The organism is Devosia ginsengisoli (assembly GCF_007859655.1).
GTDB classification, from domain to species: domain Bacteria; phylum Pseudomonadota; class Alphaproteobacteria; order Rhizobiales; family Devosiaceae; genus Devosia; species Devosia ginsengisoli.
On record NZ_CP042304.1, the window covers coordinates 3,325,169 to 3,343,734 of the forward strand.

Here is an 18,566-nt window from a genome sequence, read left to right on the forward strand (position 1 = left end):
GCCGCTTCAACCTATAGGGCATTTTGCTTCGCTTTGTACCGGATTTTGCGGCGGTCCACCGGCTTTACGGCACCAGGCGGTAGCCGCCCTCTTCGGTCACCAGCAGACGCGCATTGGAGGGGTCGCGCTCGATCTTCTGGCGCAGACGGTAGATATGGGTTTCCAGCGTATGCGTGGTGACCCGGTTATTGTAGCCCCAGACTTCCTTGAGCAGCACATCGCGCGTGATGGTCTTGGGCCCCTGCCGGTAGAGATATTTGAGGATGGAGGTTTCCTTGTCGGTCAGCCGCACCTTGGCGCCGTCAGTAGCCTCGAGCAGCTTGGCCGAGGGCTGGAAGCTGTATTGCCCGATGGTGAAGACCACATCCTCGCTCTGGTCATGCTGGCGCAGCGCTGAATTGATGCGGGCGAGCAGCACCGGAAAGCGGAAGGGCTTGGTGAGATAGTCGTTGGCGCCAGAATCGAGCCCGCGAATCTGGTCGGCATCGCTGTCATGTCCGGTCAGCATCAGGATGGGGCTCTTATAGCCCTCGCTGCGCAGCACCTTGACCGCTTCGCGCCCATCCATATCGGGCAGGCCGACGTCGAGAATCATCAGATCTATATTGTTTTCGCGGGTCACCTTGAGAGCATCGTTGGCGGTTCCCGCCTGCATGATCTGGAATTCATGCTGCGTTTCCAATTGCTCGACCAGGGTCTGGCGAAGATCAGCGTCGTCGTCCACCAGCAGGATGCGTCGCTTGTTCATTGTTTTCTCCGGTCTTTTTGCATCGGCCCCCGCCATGGGTCACAATATTGCGACCGGTTTTTGGCCAGCCAATCACAACGGCGTTATTGCCCACAGCAACGAAGAAAAGCGGCGGAAGTTGCAGTGCCGGCGGAATAAGGGGGGTATTCGTCGGAGGTGGATTGTCGCACCGGTCTATTCGGCTCGGTCCACCCCACCAGCCGGCCATCAAGACGTCTCTTCCCTTCTCCCCTTGAGGGAGAGGGATAGCGGACGAGCACCGAACAGCGCGCTGCCCACCCGCACATGCGTCGCGCCCATGGCGATACCCACTTCGAAATCGCCGCTCATGCCCATGGAGAGGCCGGAAAGGCCAGCATCGCGGGCCAATATCGCCAACTGGGCGAAATAGGGGCCGGGCGGCACGCCATCGGGCGGGATGCACATGAGGCCGACAATATCGAGCCCATGGACCTCGCGGCAGCGCCGGACGAAAGCCACTGTTTCGGCCGGGGCAATGCCGGCCTTCTGTACTTCGAGGCCGATATTGACCTGGACGAAACAGGGCAGCTTGCGGCCGGCCCGCGCCATTTCGGCGGCCAGCACGCCGGCCAGCTTGTCGCGATCCACCGTTTCGATGACGTCGAACAGCGCCACCGCCTCGCGCGCCTTGTTGGTCTGCAGCGGCCCGATGAGATGCAGCGTGATATCGGGATAGCGCGCCCGCAGGCCGGGCCACTTGTCCTTGGCCTCCTGCACGCGGTTTTCGCCGAAAACGCGCTGTCCCGCGACGAGGAACGGCTCGATCGCCTCGGCAGGAAAGGTCTTGGAGACAGCGACCAGCTCCACCTGCTCGGGCGGTGCGCCGAAGCGGGCATGGGCGCGGGCGATGCGCTCTTTGATGGCAGCGAGGTTGCCGGCGGCGGCCAAGTCCATGCTTTCGCCCTGTTCCTGTTGACCTTGGTGGGGATTTCTGGTGATGGTCCGGTAGCCAAAATCCCCCCCTAAACGCAAGCCGTGCCGGACTTTACCCGGCGCTTGCGTCAATCATCCCCGAGCGCGACGCGCCAATCATTCAAGGACGAGTTCAGTGAGCGGCGAACGCTACAATCCGCGCGAAATGGAACCCAAGTGGCAGCAGGTATGGAACGACGCCAAAAGCTTCGTTTCGGCCAATGACGATCCGCGCGAGCCCTACTACGTCCTCGAGATGTTCCCCTATCCGTCGGGCCGCATCCATATGGGCCATGTACGCAACTATTCCATGGGCGACGTGGTGGCGCGCTATTACCGCGCCAAGGGCCGCAATGTGCTGCATCCCATGGGGTGGGACGCGTTCGGCCTGCCGGCGGAAAATGCCGCCATCGAGCGTGGCATGAATCCGGGCACCTGGACCCGCCAGAATATCGAGGCGATGAAGGCCCAGCTCAAGTCCATGGGCCTGTCCATCGACTGGACGCGCGAGATCGCCACCTGTGAGCCCGAATATTACAAGCACCAGCAATCCATGTTCATCGACATGATGCAGGCCGGCCTGGTGACGCGCAAGAAATCCAAGGTCAACTGGGACCCCGTCGATATGACCGTCTTGGCCAATGAGCAGGTCATCGACGGCAAGGGCTGGCGCTCGGGCGCCGTGGTGGAGCAGCGCGAGCTGACCCAGTGGTTCTTTAAGATTTCCGACTATGCCGAGGAACTGCTGGAGGCCCTCGACGGGCTGACCGAATGGCCCGAGAAAGTGCGCATCATGCAGCGCAACTGGATCGGCAAGTCCGAAGGCCTGCGCCTGCTGTTCGAATTGCTGCCGGATGACGCCACGGCTGCGACCAGCATCGAGGTTTTCACCACGCGGCCGGACACGATTTTCGGCGCTTCCTTCATCGCGCTGTCGCCTGACCATCCACTGACGACGGAACTGGCCGCAGGCAATCCGGCCCTAGCCGAATTCGTCGCCGAATGCCACCGCCATGGCACGGCCACCGAAACGCTGGAAAAGGCCGAGAAACTGGGGCTGTTCACCGGATTGCGCGTCAAGCATCCGGTCATCGAGGGTGCCACCCTACCCGTCTATGTCGCCAATTTCGTGCTGATGGACTATGGCACCGGCGCCATTTTCGGCTGCCCGGCGCATGACCAGCGCGACCTGGACTTTGCCCGCAAATATGACCTGCCGGTCGTGCCCGTCGTGCTGCCCGATGGCGCCGACGCCGCCAGCTTCGCCATTGCCGACGAGGCCGCGACCGATCCCGGCGTGATCTACAATTCCGGCTTCCTCGACGGGCTGACTGTGGACGCGGCCAAGAAGGCCATTGCCGAGCATTTCGCTGGCCGCAAAGTCGATGGCCAGCCCCAGGGCAAGGTGGAAGTGAACTACCGCCTGCGTGACTGGGGCCTGTCGCGCCAGCGCTATTGGGGCGCGCCCATCCCGATCATTCATTGCGAGACCTGCGGCACCATTCCCGTGCCCAAGAAGGACCTGCCGGTGGTGCTGCCCGCCGATGTCAGCTTCGACAAGCCGGGCAATGCGCTGGACCACCACCCGACCTGGAAGCATGTGAACTGCCCGCAATGCGGCGGCGCGGCACGGCGCGAAACCGACACCATGGACACGTTCGTCGATTCGTCCTGGTATTTCGCCCGCTTCACCGCCCCGCATGCCGAGACGCCGACCATTCCCGCCGTGGCCAATCGCTGGCTGCCTGTCGATCAGTATATCGGCGGCGTGGAACACGCGATCCTGCACCTGCTCTATTCGCGCTTCTTCACCCGCGCCATGAAGGCAACCGGCCATGTGGACCTGGACGAGCCTTTCAAGGGCCTGTTCACCCAGGGCATGGTGACCCACGAGACCTACAAGTCATCAGCGGGCGAATGGGTGCCGCCCACCGAGGTGGTGGTGGAAACCACCGGCGAGCAGCGCGCGGCTCGGCACATCACCTCCGGCGCGCCAATTGCCATCGGCTCGGTGGAGAAGATGAGCAAGTCCAAGAAGAATGTGGTCGATCCCGACGAGATCGTCGCCACCTATGGCGCCGATACCGCGCGCTGGTTCATGCTGTCGGATTCCCCGCCGGAACGCGACGTGCAATGGACCGAGGCCGGCGTCGAGGGCGCCAGCCGCTTCCAGCAGCGCGTCTGGCGGCTGGTCGGCGAAACCATCGCTCTTGTGGAACAGTCTTCCGATATTGTTCGTGGTTCTGACGACGATGAAGCCAAGACTCTGCGCAAGGCGGTGCATCGCGCCGTGCATACAGTCGGCGAGGATATCGAGGGCCTGCGCTTCAACCGCGCCGTGGCACAGATCTATGAGCTGACCAATGCGCTGGTGCGCGCGGCAGGCCTGGCTTCGGCCGCCCCAGCAGCACGGATCGGGGCGCTGCAGGAGGGTGTGGAGCGTCTGATCCAGCTCATCGCCCCGATGATGCCGCATCTGGCCGAAACCTGCTGGCAGGCGCTGGGCAAAACGGGCCTGGTAACCGATGCGCCCTGGCCCGAAGTCGACCCGGCTCTGCTGGTGGATGACACGGTGACGCTGCCCATCCAGGTCAATGGCAAGCGCCGCGGCGAAATCGCCGTGGCCAAGGGCACGCCATCAGCCGAGGTGGAAAAGCTGGTCTTGTCAATGGACGAGATTGTCCGCATTCTGGCCGGACAGGTGCCGAAAAAGATCGTCGTCGTGCCGGACAGGATCGTCAATGTCGTTGTCTAAGCCCCTGCATAGGATCGCAGCCGCAAGCCTTGTGCTGGGCCTGGCCACGGCTCTGGGCGCCTGCAGCTTTACCCCGGTCTATAGCGGCACCACGGCCGGCCAGCCCCTGCTGGAGCTGGCCTATGCCAAGCCGACGACCCGGCTGGAACAGATCGTCTATCAGGAACTGGCTCTGCGCTTCGGCCGTTCCGAGACTGAAACCGCGCCGCTGGCGCAGGTGCGGGTCTCGTCATCGGCGCCCGCCATCGGCTATTCCGTCACCGCCAATCCCAATAAGCCCTACCGCGCCACGGTGACGGCGACCCTGACCCTGACGCGCCGCGACGGCACAGAGGCCCAGCCGCTCATACTCACCCGGCAGGCCAGCGCTGAATATACCACCAGCGGCCAGGTGCTGGCCGATACGGCAGCCCGGACCGATGCCGACGAGCGCGCCGCCAAAGCCGCCGCCGAATCACTGCGCCTGGCCCTGCTGGCCGCGCTCAGCCGCTGATGACGGCACTCAAGGCGCATGAAGTCGCCCGTTTCCTGGCCCGGCCCGACCTGAGCGAGGGCATTTTTCTCGCTTATGGCCCCGATGCCGGGCTGGTGCGCGAAACAGCGCAGCGCCTGATCCGCCAATTGAGCGGCGACGACCCCGAATCGGCGAGTGTGGTGGTGCTCGATGGTGCCGAAGTGGATGCCGACCCCTCCATTCTCGCCGTCGAAGCCCGCACCATGTCGCTGTTCGGTGGCAAACGCATCATCCGCGTACGCGGCGCCGGCAAATCGCTGGTCATGACACTGACCGAGCTGCGCGACGATCCGGCCGGTGCCGCCATCGTGCTCGAAGCGGGCAACCTCACGCCCAAGGACGCGCTGCGCGCATTGGTGGAGGCGGCCAAGCTCGGCCGGGCCCTGCCCTGCTATCCCGATAGCGACGAAACCCTGCAGGCGCTGATCCGCGAGACCTTCAACCAGCACGGCATTCGCATCGACCAGGATGTGGTGAGCACATTGCGCGAAATTCTCGGCAATGACCGCGAAATCACAAGGCGCGAGCTGGAAAAGCTCACGCTTTATGCGGCATCGAGCAAGAGCCTGACCCGCGAGGATGTGCTGCGGCTTTGTGCCGACAATGGCATGCTGGTGATCGACGCCATTCTCGACGCCACCGGCGCCGGTCATGCCGAAAAGCTGGAACTGGCGCTGGATCGGGCTTTGTCCTCCGCGGTCGATCCACAGCGGCTGCTGGCCATGTCCACCATCCATTTCGCCAATCTGCGCCGCTGGCGCACCGAGGTCGATGCCGGCAAGATGCCGCGCGCCGTGCTCGAAGGACTACGTCCCAAGCCGCATTTTTCGCGGATTTCCAGCCTGGAGCAGCAATTGCGCCTATGGTCGGACAATGCGCTGGCCACGGCGTCGGAGCGTATCCTGCAGGCCACGTCAGACAGCCGCCGCCGCCCTGCCCTCGCCGAATCCAGCCTGCGCCGCGCCCTGCTGGCCATCTGCATGATGGCCGCGGCGCATTAGCGTTTCACGTGAAACTTCGAGCCGCGCCCAAAGGGAAAATCGCTCCGGTGGAGCGATTTTAGGCGAGAAGGCCATTAGGGCTATGCCCGAATGGCAATCAGTTGCTGCCCGTGAGCTTCACGCACAGCCCGTCGAGCTGCTCCAGCGTGCGATAGCGGATTTCGAGCTTGCCGCCGCGCTCGCTATGCGACAGCGACACCGACAGCCCCAAGGCATCCGACAGCCGCCGCTCCAGCGCCACCGTATCGGCATCGCGCTCGGCATGCGACTCGCCCGGTTTCTTCTTGCCGGCGACTTCGCGCTGCTGGCTCAAGGCTTCCGCTTCGCGCACCGACAGGCCACCGGCGACAATCTGGCGCGCCAGGGTCGCCGGATCCTCGGCGGTGATCAGCGTGCGGGCATGGCCCGCCGTCAGCGTGCCTGACGCCACCATGCCACGCACATCTTCCGGCAGGCGCAGCAGGCGCAAAGTATTGGCAACATGCGACCGGCTCTTGCCGATCACCTGGGCCAGGTCCTGCTGGGTATAGTCGAACTGTTCGATCAACTGGCCGTAACCCATTGCTTCTTCAAGCGGATTGAGATCGGCGCGCTGCACGTTCTCGATAATGGCGAGCTCGAGCGCTTCCTTGTCGCCCACCTCGCGCACAATGACCGGCACGTCATGCAGGCCCGCCTTCTGCGCCGCACGCCAGCGACGCTCACCGGCGATCAGCTCGAAAATATTGGGATCGTCGCTTGGCCGCACCAGCAAGGGCTGCATGACGCCCTTTTCCCGAGATCGAATTGGTCAGCTCCTCGAGCTGATCGGGGTCGAAGGTGCGGCGCGGATTGGCGCGATTGGCGATGATGAACTCGACCGGCAGCCGCTTGACCCCGCCCGATTCGGTGACGCGGGCGCCCTCGACGGTCGCCATGTCGCCAATCAGCGCCGCGAGCCCGCGACCGAGACGTGTGGGTTTGTCACTCATATATCCCGCTCCTATGCCGCGTTGAGCTGCCGCTCGCGGCGGATCACTTCGGTCGCCAGCCGCAGATAGGCCTGGCTGCCGGCGCATTTGAGGTCGTAGAGCAAAGCCGGCTTGCCATAGGACGGCGCCTCGCTCAGCCGCACATTGCGCGGAATGACCGTGTCATAAACCAGTGCGCCCATTTCCTGCCGCACATCCTGCAGCACCTGTTCAGAAAGGTTGTTGCGCTTGTCGAACATGGTCATGACCACGCCCTGGATAGCGAGGCGCGGATTGAGCGTCGAGCGGATTTGTTCAATGGTTTGAAGCAGTTGGCTAAGGCCTTCCAGGGCGAAAAATTCGCATTGCAAGGGCACCAGCACCGCATCGGCCGCAACCAGCGAGTTGACCGTCAGCAGGTTCAACGAGGGCGGGCAGTCGATGAGGATATAGCTTACCGGCCGCTCATTGATGGTGAGCTCGCCCAACTGCTTGAAGGCATTGCGCAGCTTGAAGGCACGATCGGCCTGGCCGGCAATGGTCAGCTCGACGCCCAGCAGATCCATGGTCGAGGGGACAATGGCCACATTGGGCACCGAGGTCATGATGGCAGCCTGCGCCACCGTGGCTTCACCCACCAGCAGGTCATAGGACGAGACGTCGCGGTCGGTGCGCGAAATGCCCAGGCCCGTCGAGGCATTGCCCTGCGGGTCGAGATCGACGATCAGCACGCGCTCGCCAATGGCGGCAAGCGCGGTCGCAAGATTGATGGCAGTCGTGGTTTTGCCCACGCCGCCTTTTTGGTTGGCCAGTGTCAGGATACGGGGCGCCACAACAGGCCTCCAGCTCGTTCGCCGCTAACTAACTGTTTTCGCACGCAAATCTGTAAGCGTGAGCAGGACACCTTCTGCATCGGTGTCACTCTTGGTTACTACCACGTTAAAGTCCCAATGCGGAACCGCTTCCGCCAGTTCTTCAACATGTTCCCTGCCCTTGTGCAGGATTGCCCGCGTTTCCGGGCCAAAGAAAGGCTGCATCCAGCCGCATAGCGTCGGCAAACCGGCCAGCGCACGCGAGGTGATCACATCAGGCACCGGTGTTTCACGTGAATCAACCTGGTCGCTCCGCAACCCTTCCACCGCGACAACAAGCCCCAACTCACGAGCTACTGTGCGGAGAAAGCTCACTTTTCGTCCATTCGGCTCGATAAGCGTGAAGTGGTGATTCGGGCTCTTGAGTGCAACGGCTAGTGGCAGTGCCGGCAGGCCGCCGCCGCTCCCGAGATCGAGAAACGCACGATCCCCGGCCTTCAGCAGTTTCAGGACCTGCAGGCTATCGGCAAAATGCCGCGACCAGACATCATTCAGTGTTTCACGTGAAACAAGATTCTGCACCGCCTGCCACCTCCGCAGCAGCTGAGCATAGGATTCCAGATCCTTGGCAACATCGGCGAGCGGTCGGGTGAAATGCGCCGCATAGGGCGCGATGGCGTCGCTATCCGCCATCAGCTGGCCTTGCGCAAATCGCCGCGCCGGATCACAGCCAGCAGCAGCGTGACAGCCGCCGGCGTCATACCATCCATGGCCTGGGCCTGGGCAATGGTCTGCGGTCGATATTGCTGCAGCTTCTGCCGCAGCTCCATCGACAGGCCGGGAATCGCCTCATAGTCGAGATGGTCAGGAATCGGCTTCTGTTCGTCGCGCCGCACCGCATCGATATCGTCGCGCTGTCGGTCGAGATAGACCGCATATTGCGCGTCGACGACCAACTGCTCGATGATTCCTTTTGGGATTTCAAGCACTTCCGGCCACAGCCGACCAGTGTCGACGGGCGTCACATCCGGATAGGACAGCAGGTCGAAGGCCGAGCGCAGCTTGCCATCTTCGTTGACTGCAATGCCCGCCTTGCGCGCCGCATTTGGCGAGGCTGTGAGGCTATTCAGCAGGGCACGACCCCTGGTCAGCGCGTCGGCCTTGGCAGCAAACAATTCGCGGCGCTCTTCGCCAATTAGTCCCTTCTCCACGCCCAGCGGGGTCAAGCGCTGATCGGCATTATCAGCGCGCAAATGCAGACGGAATTCGGCGCGGGAGGTGAACATGCGATAGGGCTCGGACACACCGCGTGTCACCAGGTCGTCCACCATGACGCCGAGATAGCTCTCGGTGCGCGACAGGATCATCGGATCACTGCCCATGGCGGCCAAAGCAGCATTGGCGCCGGCCAGCAGGCCCTGCGCACCGGCCTCTTCATAGCCGGTCGTGCCATTGATCTGCCCGGCCAGGTAAAGCCCTGGCTGGCGCTTCAGCTCAAGCGTGGGTCGCAGCTCGCGCGGATCGACATGGTCATATTCGATGGCATAGCCCGGCCGGATAATGCGAACATTTTCTAGCCCCGGCATGGTGCGCAAGAAGGTTTCCTGCACCTCTGCCGGCAGCGAGGTGGAAACGCCATTGGGATAGACCGTCTTGTCGTCAAGCCCTTCTGGCTCAAGGAAAATCTGGTGACTGTCGCGATCGGCGAAGCGCACCACCTTGTCCTCGATGGACGGACAATAGCGCGGCCCTCGGCTCTGGATCCGGCCACCATACATAGCGGATCGATGCAGGTTTTCCGTGATGATCCGATGCGTTTCTGACGTCGTGCGGGTGATGTGACAGGACACCTGCGGCGTGGTGATTTTCTTGGTCAGGGCAGAGAATGGTTCGGGTACATCGTCGCCCGGCTGCGCTTCCAGCATGGCATAGTCGATACTATTGCCATCGAGCCGTGCCGGCGTGCCGGTCTTCAGGCGGCCCAGCTGCAGACCAAGGGCTTCCAGCCGTGTCGAGAGCCCTAGCACCGGCTTTTCCCCGACACGGCCCGCCGGCGTGGTTTCCTCGCCGCGATGAATCAAGCCGCGCAGGAAAGTGCCGGTAGTGAGAACGACCGCCCTGGTGCCGATGCGCCGGCCATCAAGCAACACAACGCCGCTCACCGCGCCATTGGTGACCTCGATATCATCGACCTCACCCTCGATCACGTCGAGATTGGGCTGGGCAGTGATAGCGGCCTGCATGGCCTCTCGATAGAGTTTGCGATCAGCCTGAGCCCGTGGGCCGCGCACAGCAGGGCCCTTGCGGCGGTTAAGCACGCGGAACTGTATGCCGGCCGCATCGGCCACGCGCCCCATCAACCCGTCCAGCGCATCGATCTCGCGCACCAGATGGCCCTTGCCCAGCCCGCCAATGGCTGGATTGCAGCTCATCTCGCCGATGGTGGCAAACTTATGCGTTACCAGCGCCGTCGGAACGCCGAGGCGCGCTGAAGCCGCCGCGGCTTCACAGCCGGCGTGACCACCCCCAACGACGATGACGGCATAGTCGCTCATGCAATGTCTCCGAAGGCGGTCTCAATAGGCCAATGTTTCACGTGAATCAATTCCGGCGACATCACGGACGTGTTTCACGTGAATCATTTGCCGATGCAGAAGCTGGCAAACAGCCGGTCCAGCACGCGTTCGGCATCCAACCGCCCAACCAGACGCTCCAGGGCTTGCGAGGCAATACGGAGGCTTTCGGCGGCCAGTTCGGGCACGGCCAGTTGCCGTGCGGCCGCATCCAACGCCTCGGTAGCACTTTCCAGCGCCAGGCGATCCCGCTCGCGGCTGAGCAAGGCTGGTTCGCCACTGGCCAGCGTCTGGCCGATGGCCTCGATACGCTGCAAGAGTTCGCCAAGCCCGACGCCCGATCGAGCGGATACCGCGACATCCATGCCGGGCACGGTGCCGAGATCACGTTTGGTGCCGACCTTGATGATCCGGTCGCCCTGCGTATCACTGGCATCGACGATATCCGGTGCGTACAGCCACAGGACGATATCGGCCTGCTCGATGGCCTGGCGGGCGCGGCGGACGCCTTCGGCTTCGGCCTTGCTGTCGGTATCGCGCAAGCCGGCCAGATCCAGCAGGATGTAGAGCTGGCCGTTGATATCGAGCGGGACTTCGCGCACATCGCGCGTCGTGCCGGCTTCGTCGGTGACGATGGCAATGTCGGACCTCGCCAATGCATTGAGCAGGCTGGATTTTCCGGCATTGGGCGGGCCGGCCAGGGCGACGCGAATGCCTTCGCGGACAATGCGGCCATGTTCCAGCGAGGCCAGAGCTGTACCAATATCGGCACGCAGGGCGGCGATGCTGTCACCGAAGCTGGCGGGCAGGGCGTCGGCCACGTCGCCTTCATCGGAAAAATCGAGTCGGGCTTCGATTTCGGCGCGGAGGTCGAGCAATTGGTCGCGCCAGGTATCGACGCGTTGGGACAGGCCGCCTTCGAAACGGGCAAGGGCCTGGCGACGCTGGTTTTCGGTTTCGGCATCCAGCAGGTCGCCGAGACCCTCGATTTCGACCAGGTCGAGTTTGCCGTTCTCGAAGGCGCGGCGAGTGAATTCGCCGGCTTCAGCCAGCCGCGCACCTTTTGACGTGATGAGCTTGATGATAGCGCGAACGCCCGCCGGCGAGCCATGCACCTGCAATTCGGCGCAATCCTCGCCGGTAAAGCTGTGCGGCGCCGGAAACCAGGCGACGAGACCTCGATCGAGCAGCGAGTCGCGGCCGATGGGCCGCAAAATCAGCCGCCGCGGTTCTGGCAGGACACCGCTGACATCACGCAGCATCTCGGCCGTGCGTGGACCGGAGAGGCGAATGACCGCGACACCCGAAGGCGGCGCGCCAGAGGAGAGAGCAACGATCGTGTCGGTCATTCGCTAAATCCCAAGGCAAAGAGCGGCCCGCTGATGCCGGCCGCTCTTCAAATTCAAACACACAACGTGTGTCAGGTATTCATCGAGTCGAAGAAATCGGAATTTGTCTTGGTCTGGCGGACCTTGTCGACCAGGAATTCCATGGCGTCGATCGTTCCCATCGGGTTGAGGATACGGCGTAGCACATACATCTTCTTGAGAATGTCGGCTTCGACCAGCAGCTCTTCCTTGCGGGTGCCCGACTTGGTGATGTCGAGCGCCGGGAAGATGCGCTTGTCGGCGACCTTGCGGTCAAGGATGATTTCCGAGTTACCGGTACCCTTGAATTCCTCGAAGATCACTTCGTCCATGCGCGAGCCGGTATCGATCAGCGCGGTCGAAATGATGGTCAGCGAACCGCCATCCTCGATATTGCGGGCGGCGCCGAAGAAGCGTTTGGGGCGCTGCAGAGCATTGGCGTCCACGCCGCCCGTGAGAACCTTGCCGGAGCTCGGCACGACGGTGTTGTAGGCACGGCCGAGGCGGGTGATGGAATCGAGCAGGATGACCACGTCGCGCTTGTGTTCGACCAGGCGCTTGGCCTTTTCGATCACCATTTCGGCGACCTGGACGTGGCGCGATGCCGGCTCGTCGAAGGTCGAGGAGATGACTTCGCCACGCACCGAGCGCTGCATGTCGGTCACTTCTTCGGGGCGCTCGTCGATCAGCAGCACGATCAGATAGCATTCGGGATGATTGGTGGCGATCGACTGTGCAATATTCTGCAACAATACGGTTTTACCAGTACGCGGCGGCGCAACAATCAAGGCGCGCTGACCCTTGCCGAGCGGGGCAACGAGATCGAGCAGCCGGGCCGAGCGATCCTTGATGGTCGGATCGGGCAGCTCCATGCGGAGCCGTTCCTCGGGATAGAGCGGGGTGAGGTTGTCGAAGTTGACCTTGTGGCGGACCGCCTCGGGATCTTCGAAATTGATGGAATTGACCTTGAGCAACGCGAAATAGCGCTCGCCATCCTTGGGAGACCGGATCTGGCCTTCAACCGTGTCGCCGGTACGGAGACCAAAGCGGCGGATTTGCGAGGGGCTGACATAGATGTCGTCGGGGCCCGGGAGATAATTGGCGTCCGGGGACCGCAGGAAGCCGAAACCATCGGGCAGGACTTCGACGACACCTTCGCCGGTAATGTCCACTTCCTGGGCGGCCAGTTCCTTGAGGATGGCAAACATCAATTCCTGTTTGCGCATGGTCGAGGCATTCTCGACCTCGTGTTCTTCAGCGAACACCAGGAGTTCGGCCGGGGATTTGGCCTTGAGCTCGCTGAGCTTCATATTCTGCATGTAGCGGGAGACCCTATTGGGAAACGGTAATCGTCGAAGGCGATAAATCTGGGAGGGGTAGGCACCGCGCAGCGACCGGGGAGATCAGCTATGATTGGGATGCGTTGGCAAGGCATGTAGCGCGATCTTGCGGCAGTTTCAAGAACGAAACCGTCGCAGAAGACGGGTTGAGCGCAGATTCACGTGAAACTTTACGCCTCAAGTGCAGGCCCTCGGGTCAAGCCCTGACGTGACGCGCAGTGGTTGGGTGAATCAGAACGGCTTCACGATGACCGCGATGACGATGATGATGGCGATGACGAAGGGGATTTCGTTGATGGCGCGGTAGAAGGTGTGCGGCCTGGTATTCTGGTCGTTCTGGAACTTGCGCAGCAATCCGCCATACCAGCCATGCACGCCCGATAGCGCCAGCACCATCGCCGCCTTGAGCCACATCCAGCCCATGGAAAAATCGACAATGCCGAAGCCAAAGGCCAGCCACAGCCCGAAAATCCAGGTGGCGATCATCGCCGGGGTGATGATGCCGCGATAGAGCTTGCGCTCCATGACCTTGAAGGTCTCGGACTTCTCGGAGCCGACAGGCGATTCGGCGTGATAGACGAAGAGGCGCGGTAGATACATCATGCCGGCCATCCAGGCGATGACGGAAATGACGTGCAGCGCCTTGACCCATTCATACACTTTTCGAACTCCTCAACAGTTCGCGCAATGGCTAGCCGTTCTTCACCCGGTTCACCAGCCGCTCGACATGCTCGATCGGGGTTTCCGGCACGATGCCATGGCCCAGATTGAAAATATGCGGCCGATCGGCGAAGGCGGCAATGACCTGGTCAACCCGCGCATCGAGCTGCGCCCCGCCGGCCACCAGGCGCAAAGGATCCAAATTGCCCTGCACCGGCAGCGATGACGGCAGATGCTGCGCCGCAAAATCGAGCGGCGTGGCATAGTCGAGCCCCAGCGCATTAACGCCGGTCTGGTCAGCATAGCGGGCCAAGTTCCCCGCCGCACCGCGCGGAAAGCCGATGACAGGCGCATTGGGCACCCTGGCCCGCACGCCTTCCACGATCCGGCGATTGGGCTCAATCACCCTCTCGGCGAAAGCCACATCGTCGAGATTGAGCGCCCAGCTCTCGAATAGCTGCACCACATCGGCGCCTGCTTCGAACTGCGCCACCAGATAATCCACGCTGGTTTGCACCAGCAGGTCCATCAGCGCGGCAAAGGCCTCGGGATGGCGCAGGGCAAACAGCCGCGCTGCAGCCTGGTCGGGCGAGCCGCGACCACCGATCATATAGGTCGCTACCGTCCAGGGAGAGCCACAGAAGCCGATCAGGGTCTTTTCCGGTGCCAGACCCGCCCGCAACCGCCGCACGGTCTCGAGGACCGGCGCAAGATGGTCCAGCGCATCCCTCTCCTTCCCCAGCCCGGCAATGCTTTCCACACTCACCGGATCAAGGACGGGTCCCTCGCCCGCTTCGAAGCGCACGGACTGGCCCAGGGCATCGGGGATGACCAGAATATCCGAGAACAGGATGGCCGCATCGAGATCGAAACGCCGCAGCGGCTGCAGCGTGACCTCGGTGGCCAGATCGGGCGTATAGCAGAGCTCGAGGAAATTCTTCGCCTTGGTCCTGATCGCGCGATATTCGGGCAGATAGCGGCCTGCCTGACGCATGATCCAGATCGGTGGCCGTTCCTGGCGCTGGCCAAGCACGGTGGCGAGCAGGGGCTTGTGGGTCACGTCACCCTTCCCTTCAAAATCCCTAAAGAGTCTTTCTGACTTCGTATCAGTATTATCATGGCGGTGTTTTGGGCTAATTCAGCGCCATCCACAATCGCCCGCATGGCGGCACAAAGGCGCAGGCCTATGGTTAACTCGGTGTTAACATCGCCTGTGGACCATTCCGGCCGTGCCGGCGCCTTAATGGTTAATCAAGCCTTAACGCGGCGACTCCCGAGTCAATGATTCGCACCCTGCTGTGCAAAACCGGTTGGCGGCCCGGATTGTCCACCGACGGGTTATCCCCAGACCTATCCAGAGCCTGCCGCCGCGCGGGTGCGGAGTCCAAATGTTAATGTTTCGGTAACCAGGTCGAACAAATCGGAGGCGCGGCCAAAACCATGAGTCATAGTCACAGGTCGGGCTTGAGCTGGGGATGACAGTGTGGAAAACATCGTCCCCATGCTGATCCTTGCCAGCCAGAGCGCCACGCGCAAAGCCCTGCTGGAGCAGGCGGGCCTCGCCTTTTCCTGCCTGCCGGCCCATATCGACGAACGCCTGCTGGAAGAGGCGGCAATCGATGGCGGCGGCAATGGCAGGGACGTTGCCCTGCTGCTGGCCGAGAAGAAGGCCGCGGCCATTGCCGCGACCAATCCCGGTGCCATTGTTATCGGCGCCGACCAGACCTTGAGCCTGGGCCCCACGCTTTTGCACAAGCCGGCCAACCGCGCCGAAGCGGCAGCCCAGCTAGACTATCTGCGCGGCAAGACCCATCGCCTGCATGCCGCCGTGGCACTGGTGCGCGACGATGTGCTGCTGTGGTCCGGCGTCGAGACGGCCGAGCTGACCATGCGCGATTTCACGGCCCAGGAACGCGACGACGTGCTGGATCGCGAGGGCGATGCCGCCCTTACCTCGGTCGGCGGCTATCGCCTCGAAGGCCCGTCCATCCGCTTGTTCGAGACGGTTTCCGGCGACTATTTCACCATTCTGGGCCTGCCGCTGCTGCCTCTCCTGGCCGCCTTGCGCGCCTTTGCCCCCGAGACCCTCAAGTGACCACCAAAGCCTTCGTCATCGGCCATCCGATCAACCATTCCCGCTCCCCGCTGATCCACGGCACCTGGCTGGCCGAACACGGTATCGATGGCAGCTATGAGGCGATCGACGTGGCGCCGGACGGCCTGCCGGCGTTTTTCGAGCGGCTGCGCAAAGGTGAATTTGCCGGCGGCAATGTCACCATTCCGCACAAGGAAGCCGTCTTTGCCCTCTGCGATGAAGTCGATCCGCTGGCCCGGAAAATCGGCGCGGTGAATACGCTTGTCGTTCGATCAGGCAAGGTTTTCGGCAGCAATACCGACTATCTCGGCTTTCTCGGCAATCTCGACGCCGCGGCGCCCGGTTGGTCCGACGGGCCCGACGACGCCATGGTCATCGGCGCCGGCGGCGCGGCGCGGGCCGTGCTGGTAGCATTGCAGCGGCGCAATGGCGGCAAGGTGCATATCCTCAACCGGACCTTGGCCAATGCCCAGGCGCTGGTCGACGAGATCGAAGGGCCGTTCGAGGCGCATGGCTTCGAGGCTTTCGCCACCCTGGCGCCGCGCACGGGCATCCTCATCAACACCACCTCCATCGGCATGCATGGTAGCCGCTTCGACTGGCTCGATTTTTCCCTGCTGCCGAAACAGGCGCTGGTGACCGATATCGTCTATGTGCCGCTGGTCACCCCGCTGCTGGCCGAGGCGGCGGCGCATGGCTTCAGGACCGTCGATGGCCTGGGCATGCTGCTGCATCAGGCCGTGCCGGGTTTCGAGGCCTGGTTCGGCGTGCGGCCCGCGGTGACGCCGGAGCTGCGCGCCCGCATCGAAGCGACATTGGGGCATTGAGCATGTGGCGCATCGGCATGACCGGCTCGATCGCCTCAGGCAAATCCACCGTGCTGCAGGCCTTTGCCGATCTCAGCGTACCGGTCTTTTCCGCCGACGAGGCGGTGGCTGACCTTTACGAAAACGAGGCCGTGGCCCCCGTCGAAGCACTTTTCCCCGGAATTGCCACTGACGGCAGGATCGACAGAAACCTGCTGTCACAACGGCTTGCGGCCGATCCATCAGGGTTCAAGCGGCTCGAAGCGGTGGTACACCCCCTGGTGCGGGCCCGCATTGCCCGTTTCATGGACGAGGCCGAGGCGCAGGGCCATGCCCTGGCCGTGGTAGAAGTGCCGCTGCTGTTCGAAAGCGGCTACGATTACGGCTTCGATGCGGTTGGCGTCACCTGGGTCGACGAGGCCATTCAGCGGCAACGCGCGCTGGCACGGCCGGGAATGACTAGTGGAAAGCTCGAAACCATCCTTGCCCGGCAGATGCCCCAAGCCGACAAGAAGGCTCGCGCCGACTATCTGTTCGATACCGGAATGCCGCTCGAAGAGACGGTCGGCCAGGTCGCCGCACTGGTGGCAAAGCTCCGAGCCGAAGGGCCAAAAAATTGAATCGTGAGATTGTGCTCGATACCGAAACCACCGGCCTGTCGCCCGCCATGGGCGATCGGCTGGTCGAAATCGGCTGCGTCGAGCTGATTAACCACATTCCATCCGGCCGGCACTACCACGTCTATATCAACCCGCAGCGCGCCATGCCGGAAGAAGCCTTCCGCGTGCATGGGCTGAGCGACGAATTCCTGGCCGACAAGCCGCTCTTCGGGGCGGTGGCGCAGGAATTCCGCGATTTCCTCGGCGATGCGCGGCTGGTCATCCACAATGCGCCCTTCGATATGGGTTTTCTCAATGCCGAGCTGGAACGCGCCGGCCAGCGTCCACTGGGCAATGACGTGCTCGATACGGTTATGCTGGCGCGCGAAAAGCATCCGGGCGCCAGGGTGAGCCTTGATGCGCTGTGCAAGCATTATGGCATCGACAATTCCCGCCGCACCCTGCATGGCGCTTTGCTCGACAGCGAAATCCTGGCCGAAGTCTATCTCGAGCTGATCGGCGGCAAGCAGGTGAGCCTGGCTCTGGTCGCCGAAAGCCGTGTTTCAGGCGCCGACGCCATCGCCACCCGCGCCATTGCCCTGCCCCGGCCGGTGGCCCTGCCGCCGCGCATCACCGAAGGCGAAATCGTCGCCCATGACAAGCTGGTGGCCACATTGGGCGCCGAATCCATCTGGGCCCGCTACGCGCCGGAAAACGGCGTCGCCGCGGAATGAAAAGCCCCGCACTTGGCGGGGCTTCCTGAATTTGCAACAGACCTCATCCTGAGCCTGTCGAAGGACGAGGTCTTGACTGGATTGTGCCACGCCTCATGGTTCGACAAGCTCACCATGAGGCTATTGCAGGATTTTTCAGTTCGGCTTGTCGGTCTCGGCGGCGTTGGCCGTCAGCGGCGAGGTGACCTGCTGCTGGGCGGCGGCCAGCTTGGCCAGGTTCTGCCGGTAGATGGCGGAGAAATCGACCGGCTCCATCATCAGCGGCGGGAAACCGCCCTGCTGGGTGGTCGAGGCGAGGACCTGGCGTGCAAACGGGAAGATCAGCCGCGGGCATTCGATCATCAAAAGCTGGCTGAGCTGGTTTTCCGGCACATTCTTGAGGCGGAACACGCCGCCATAGACCAGTTCCACATTGAACAGCACGACATCTTCGCGGTTGGCCTTGGCATTGAGCGTCAGCTCGACCGCGTAGACGTCGTCGGCCTGCTTCTTGACGCCGACCGAAATGGAGACGTTGAACGCCGGGTTGCCGCCGCCAGCCATGATCGAGCCGGGCGCGCCCGGATTTTCGAAGCTGAGGTCGCGGATATACTGGCCCACCAGGTTCATCGAGGGCAGGTTTGCGGGATTGGGGGCCGCGCCGCCCTGGGTTTCGTCAGCCATGTGCTGGTGTCCTTCA

General features: G+C 62.7%; 17 protein-coding genes and 1 pseudogene. 7 read left to right on the top strand and 11 right to left on the bottom strand.

The genetic code is table 11. From position 1 onward, the window contains the following. Positions 1-64 precede the first annotated feature (64 nt). Entirely contained in the window at positions 65-748 is a 684-nt protein-coding gene (locus tag FPZ08_RS16270) for a response regulator transcription factor (protein WP_146290975.1), read from the bottom strand. A gap of 207 nt (positions 749-955) precedes the next feature. After that, positions 956-1,663 carry a YggS family pyridoxal phosphate-dependent enzyme gene (locus FPZ08_RS16275; RefSeq protein ID WP_146290976.1) on the bottom strand — a complete coding sequence of 236 codons (708 nt, stop codon included), beginning with the start codon at positions 1,661-1,663 and terminating at the stop codon, positions 956-958. 154 nt (positions 1,664-1,817) lie between these two features. Between FPZ08_RS16275 and leuS the strand changes: the two genes are divergently transcribed. From leuS to holA, 3 genes are read left to right on the top strand one after another with little or no spacing between them, the layout of a single operon-like run. Then, a complete protein-coding gene (leuS, locus tag FPZ08_RS16280; RefSeq protein ID WP_146290977.1) occupies positions 1,818-4,436 on the top strand; it encodes a leucine--tRNA ligase in 2,619 nt (872 codons plus the stop codon). After that, on the top strand, positions 4,423-4,929 hold the full coding sequence (gene lptE, locus FPZ08_RS16285; RefSeq protein WP_146290978.1) for an LPS assembly lipoprotein LptE: 507 nt from the start codon (positions 4,423-4,425) through the stop codon (positions 4,927-4,929). The genes leuS and lptE overlap by 14 nt, the downstream gene beginning before the upstream one ends. Continuing rightward, a complete protein-coding gene (gene holA / locus FPZ08_RS16290; protein WP_146290979.1) occupies positions 4,929-5,951 on the top strand; it encodes a DNA polymerase III subunit delta in 1,023 nt (340 codons plus the stop codon). Before lptE ends, holA begins: the two co-directional genes overlap by 1 nt. A gap of 97 nt (positions 5,952-6,048) precedes the next feature. Here holA and FPZ08_RS16295 read toward each other — a convergent pair. From FPZ08_RS16295 to hemE, 8 genes and pseudogenes are all read right to left on the bottom strand, one after another. Further along, positions 6,049-6,922: pseudogene (locus FPZ08_RS16295) on the bottom strand (ParB/RepB/Spo0J family partition protein). 11 nt (positions 6,923-6,933) lie between these two features. Continuing rightward, the gene (locus tag FPZ08_RS16300; RefSeq protein ID WP_146290980.1) at positions 6,934-7,734 is read right to left on the bottom strand and encodes a ParA family protein; all 801 of its coding nucleotides are present in this window, start codon (positions 7,732-7,734) and stop codon (positions 6,934-6,936) included. Between the two features lie 24 nt (positions 7,735-7,758). Continuing rightward, entirely contained in the window at positions 7,759-8,406 is a 648-nt protein-coding gene (rsmG, locus tag FPZ08_RS16305; protein WP_146290981.1) for a 16S rRNA (guanine(527)-N(7))-methyltransferase RsmG, read from the bottom strand. Next, the gene (gene mnmG, locus FPZ08_RS16310) at positions 8,406-10,268 is read right to left on the bottom strand and encodes a tRNA uridine-5-carboxymethylaminomethyl(34) synthesis enzyme MnmG (protein ID WP_146290982.1); all 1,863 of its coding nucleotides are present in this window, start codon (positions 10,266-10,268) and stop codon (positions 8,406-8,408) included. Before mnmG ends, rsmG begins: the two co-directional genes overlap by 1 nt. Before the next feature lie 83 nt (positions 10,269-10,351). Next, positions 10,352-11,635 (bottom strand): tRNA uridine-5-carboxymethylaminomethyl(34) synthesis GTPase MnmE, encoded by a 1,284-nt coding sequence (gene mnmE, locus FPZ08_RS16315; RefSeq protein ID WP_186767050.1) that lies wholly within the window; start codon positions 11,633-11,635, stop codon positions 10,352-10,354. 71 nt (positions 11,636-11,706) lie between these two features. Beyond that, positions 11,707-12,972 carry a transcription termination factor Rho gene (gene rho / locus FPZ08_RS16320; RefSeq protein ID WP_146290983.1) on the bottom strand — a complete coding sequence of 422 codons (1,266 nt, stop codon included), beginning with the start codon at positions 12,970-12,972 and terminating at the stop codon, positions 11,707-11,709. Positions 12,973-13,224: 252 nt separating this feature from the next. Beyond that, positions 13,225-13,653, bottom strand: coding sequence for a protoporphyrinogen oxidase HemJ (gene hemJ, locus FPZ08_RS16325; protein WP_146290984.1), 429 nt, complete (start codon positions 13,651-13,653; stop codon positions 13,225-13,227). Positions 13,654-13,684: 31 nt separating this feature from the next. After that, positions 13,685-14,647, bottom strand: a complete 963-nt coding sequence (gene hemE, locus FPZ08_RS16330) for a uroporphyrinogen decarboxylase (protein ID WP_246132925.1) — start codon at positions 14,645-14,647, stop codon at positions 13,685-13,687. A gap of 498 nt (positions 14,648-15,145) precedes the next feature. On the opposite strand from hemE, the gene FPZ08_RS16335 reads away from it, so the two are divergent. Genes FPZ08_RS16335 through dnaQ form a run of 4 tightly spaced genes read left to right on the top strand, consistent with a single transcriptional unit; the run spans position 15,146 to position 17,887 of the window. After that, complete coding sequence (locus FPZ08_RS16335; protein WP_146293245.1) at positions 15,146-15,748, top strand: Maf family protein; 603 nt, start codon at positions 15,146-15,148, stop codon at positions 15,746-15,748. Then, a complete protein-coding gene (locus tag FPZ08_RS16340; RefSeq protein ID WP_146290986.1) occupies positions 15,745-16,575 on the top strand; it encodes a shikimate dehydrogenase in 831 nt (276 codons plus the stop codon). Before FPZ08_RS16335 ends, FPZ08_RS16340 begins: the two co-directional genes overlap by 4 nt. Positions 16,576-16,577: 2 nt before the next feature. Next, the gene (coaE, locus tag FPZ08_RS16345; RefSeq protein ID WP_146290987.1) at positions 16,578-17,174 is read left to right on the top strand and encodes a dephospho-CoA kinase; all 597 of its coding nucleotides are present in this window, start codon (positions 16,578-16,580) and stop codon (positions 17,172-17,174) included. Between the two features lie 47 nt (positions 17,175-17,221). After that, positions 17,222-17,887 carry a DNA polymerase III subunit epsilon gene (dnaQ, locus tag FPZ08_RS16350; RefSeq protein WP_246132926.1) on the top strand — a complete coding sequence of 222 codons (666 nt, stop codon included), beginning with the start codon at positions 17,222-17,224 and terminating at the stop codon, positions 17,885-17,887. Positions 17,888-18,022: 135 nt separating this feature from the next. Here the strand turns inward: dnaQ and secB are convergent, their stop codons facing one another. Further along, positions 18,023-18,550, bottom strand: coding sequence for a protein-export chaperone SecB (secB, locus tag FPZ08_RS16355; RefSeq protein ID WP_146290989.1), 528 nt, complete (start codon positions 18,548-18,550; stop codon positions 18,023-18,025). Positions 18,551-18,566: the final 16 nt, after the last annotated feature.

Bases quoted from the DNA above. Each gene is read 5' to 3' on its own strand.
- FPZ08_RS16270 (WP_146290975.1), bottom strand. From the start codon at position 748: ATGAACAAGCGACGCATCCTGCTGGTGGACGACGACGCTGATCTTCGC.
- FPZ08_RS16275 (WP_146290976.1), bottom strand. From the start codon at position 1,663: ATGGACTTGGCCGCCGCCGGCAACCTCGCTGCCATCAAAGAGCGCATC.
- lptE (WP_146290978.1), top strand. From the start codon at position 4,423: ATGTCGTTGTCTAAGCCCCTGCATAGGATCGCAGCCGCAAGCCTTGTG.
- holA (WP_146290979.1), top strand. From the start codon at position 4,929: ATGACGGCACTCAAGGCGCATGAAGTCGCCCGTTTCCTGGCCCGGCCC.
- rsmG (WP_146290981.1), bottom strand. From the start codon at position 8,406: ATGGCGGATAGCGACGCCATCGCGCCCTATGCGGCGCATTTCACCCGA.
- mnmG (WP_146290982.1), bottom strand. From the start codon at position 10,268: ATGAGCGACTATGCCGTCATCGTCGTTGGGGGTGGTCACGCCGGCTGT.
- mnmE (WP_186767050.1), bottom strand. From the start codon at position 11,635: ATGACCGACACGATCGTTGCTCTCTCCTCTGGCGCGCCGCCTTCGGGT.
- rho (WP_146290983.1), bottom strand. From the start codon at position 12,972: ATGCAGAATATGAAGCTCAGCGAGCTCAAGGCCAAATCCCCGGCCGAA.
- hemE (WP_246132925.1), bottom strand. From the start codon at position 14,647: ATGCGTCAGGCAGGCCGCTATCTGCCCGAATATCGCGCGATCAGGACC.
- coaE (WP_146290987.1), top strand. From the start codon at position 16,578: ATGTGGCGCATCGGCATGACCGGCTCGATCGCCTCAGGCAAATCCACC.
- dnaQ (WP_246132926.1), top strand. From the start codon at position 17,222: ATGGGCGATCGGCTGGTCGAAATCGGCTGCGTCGAGCTGATTAACCAC.
- secB (WP_146290989.1), bottom strand. From the start codon at position 18,550: ATGGCTGACGAAACCCAGGGCGGCGCGGCCCCCAATCCCGCAAACCTG.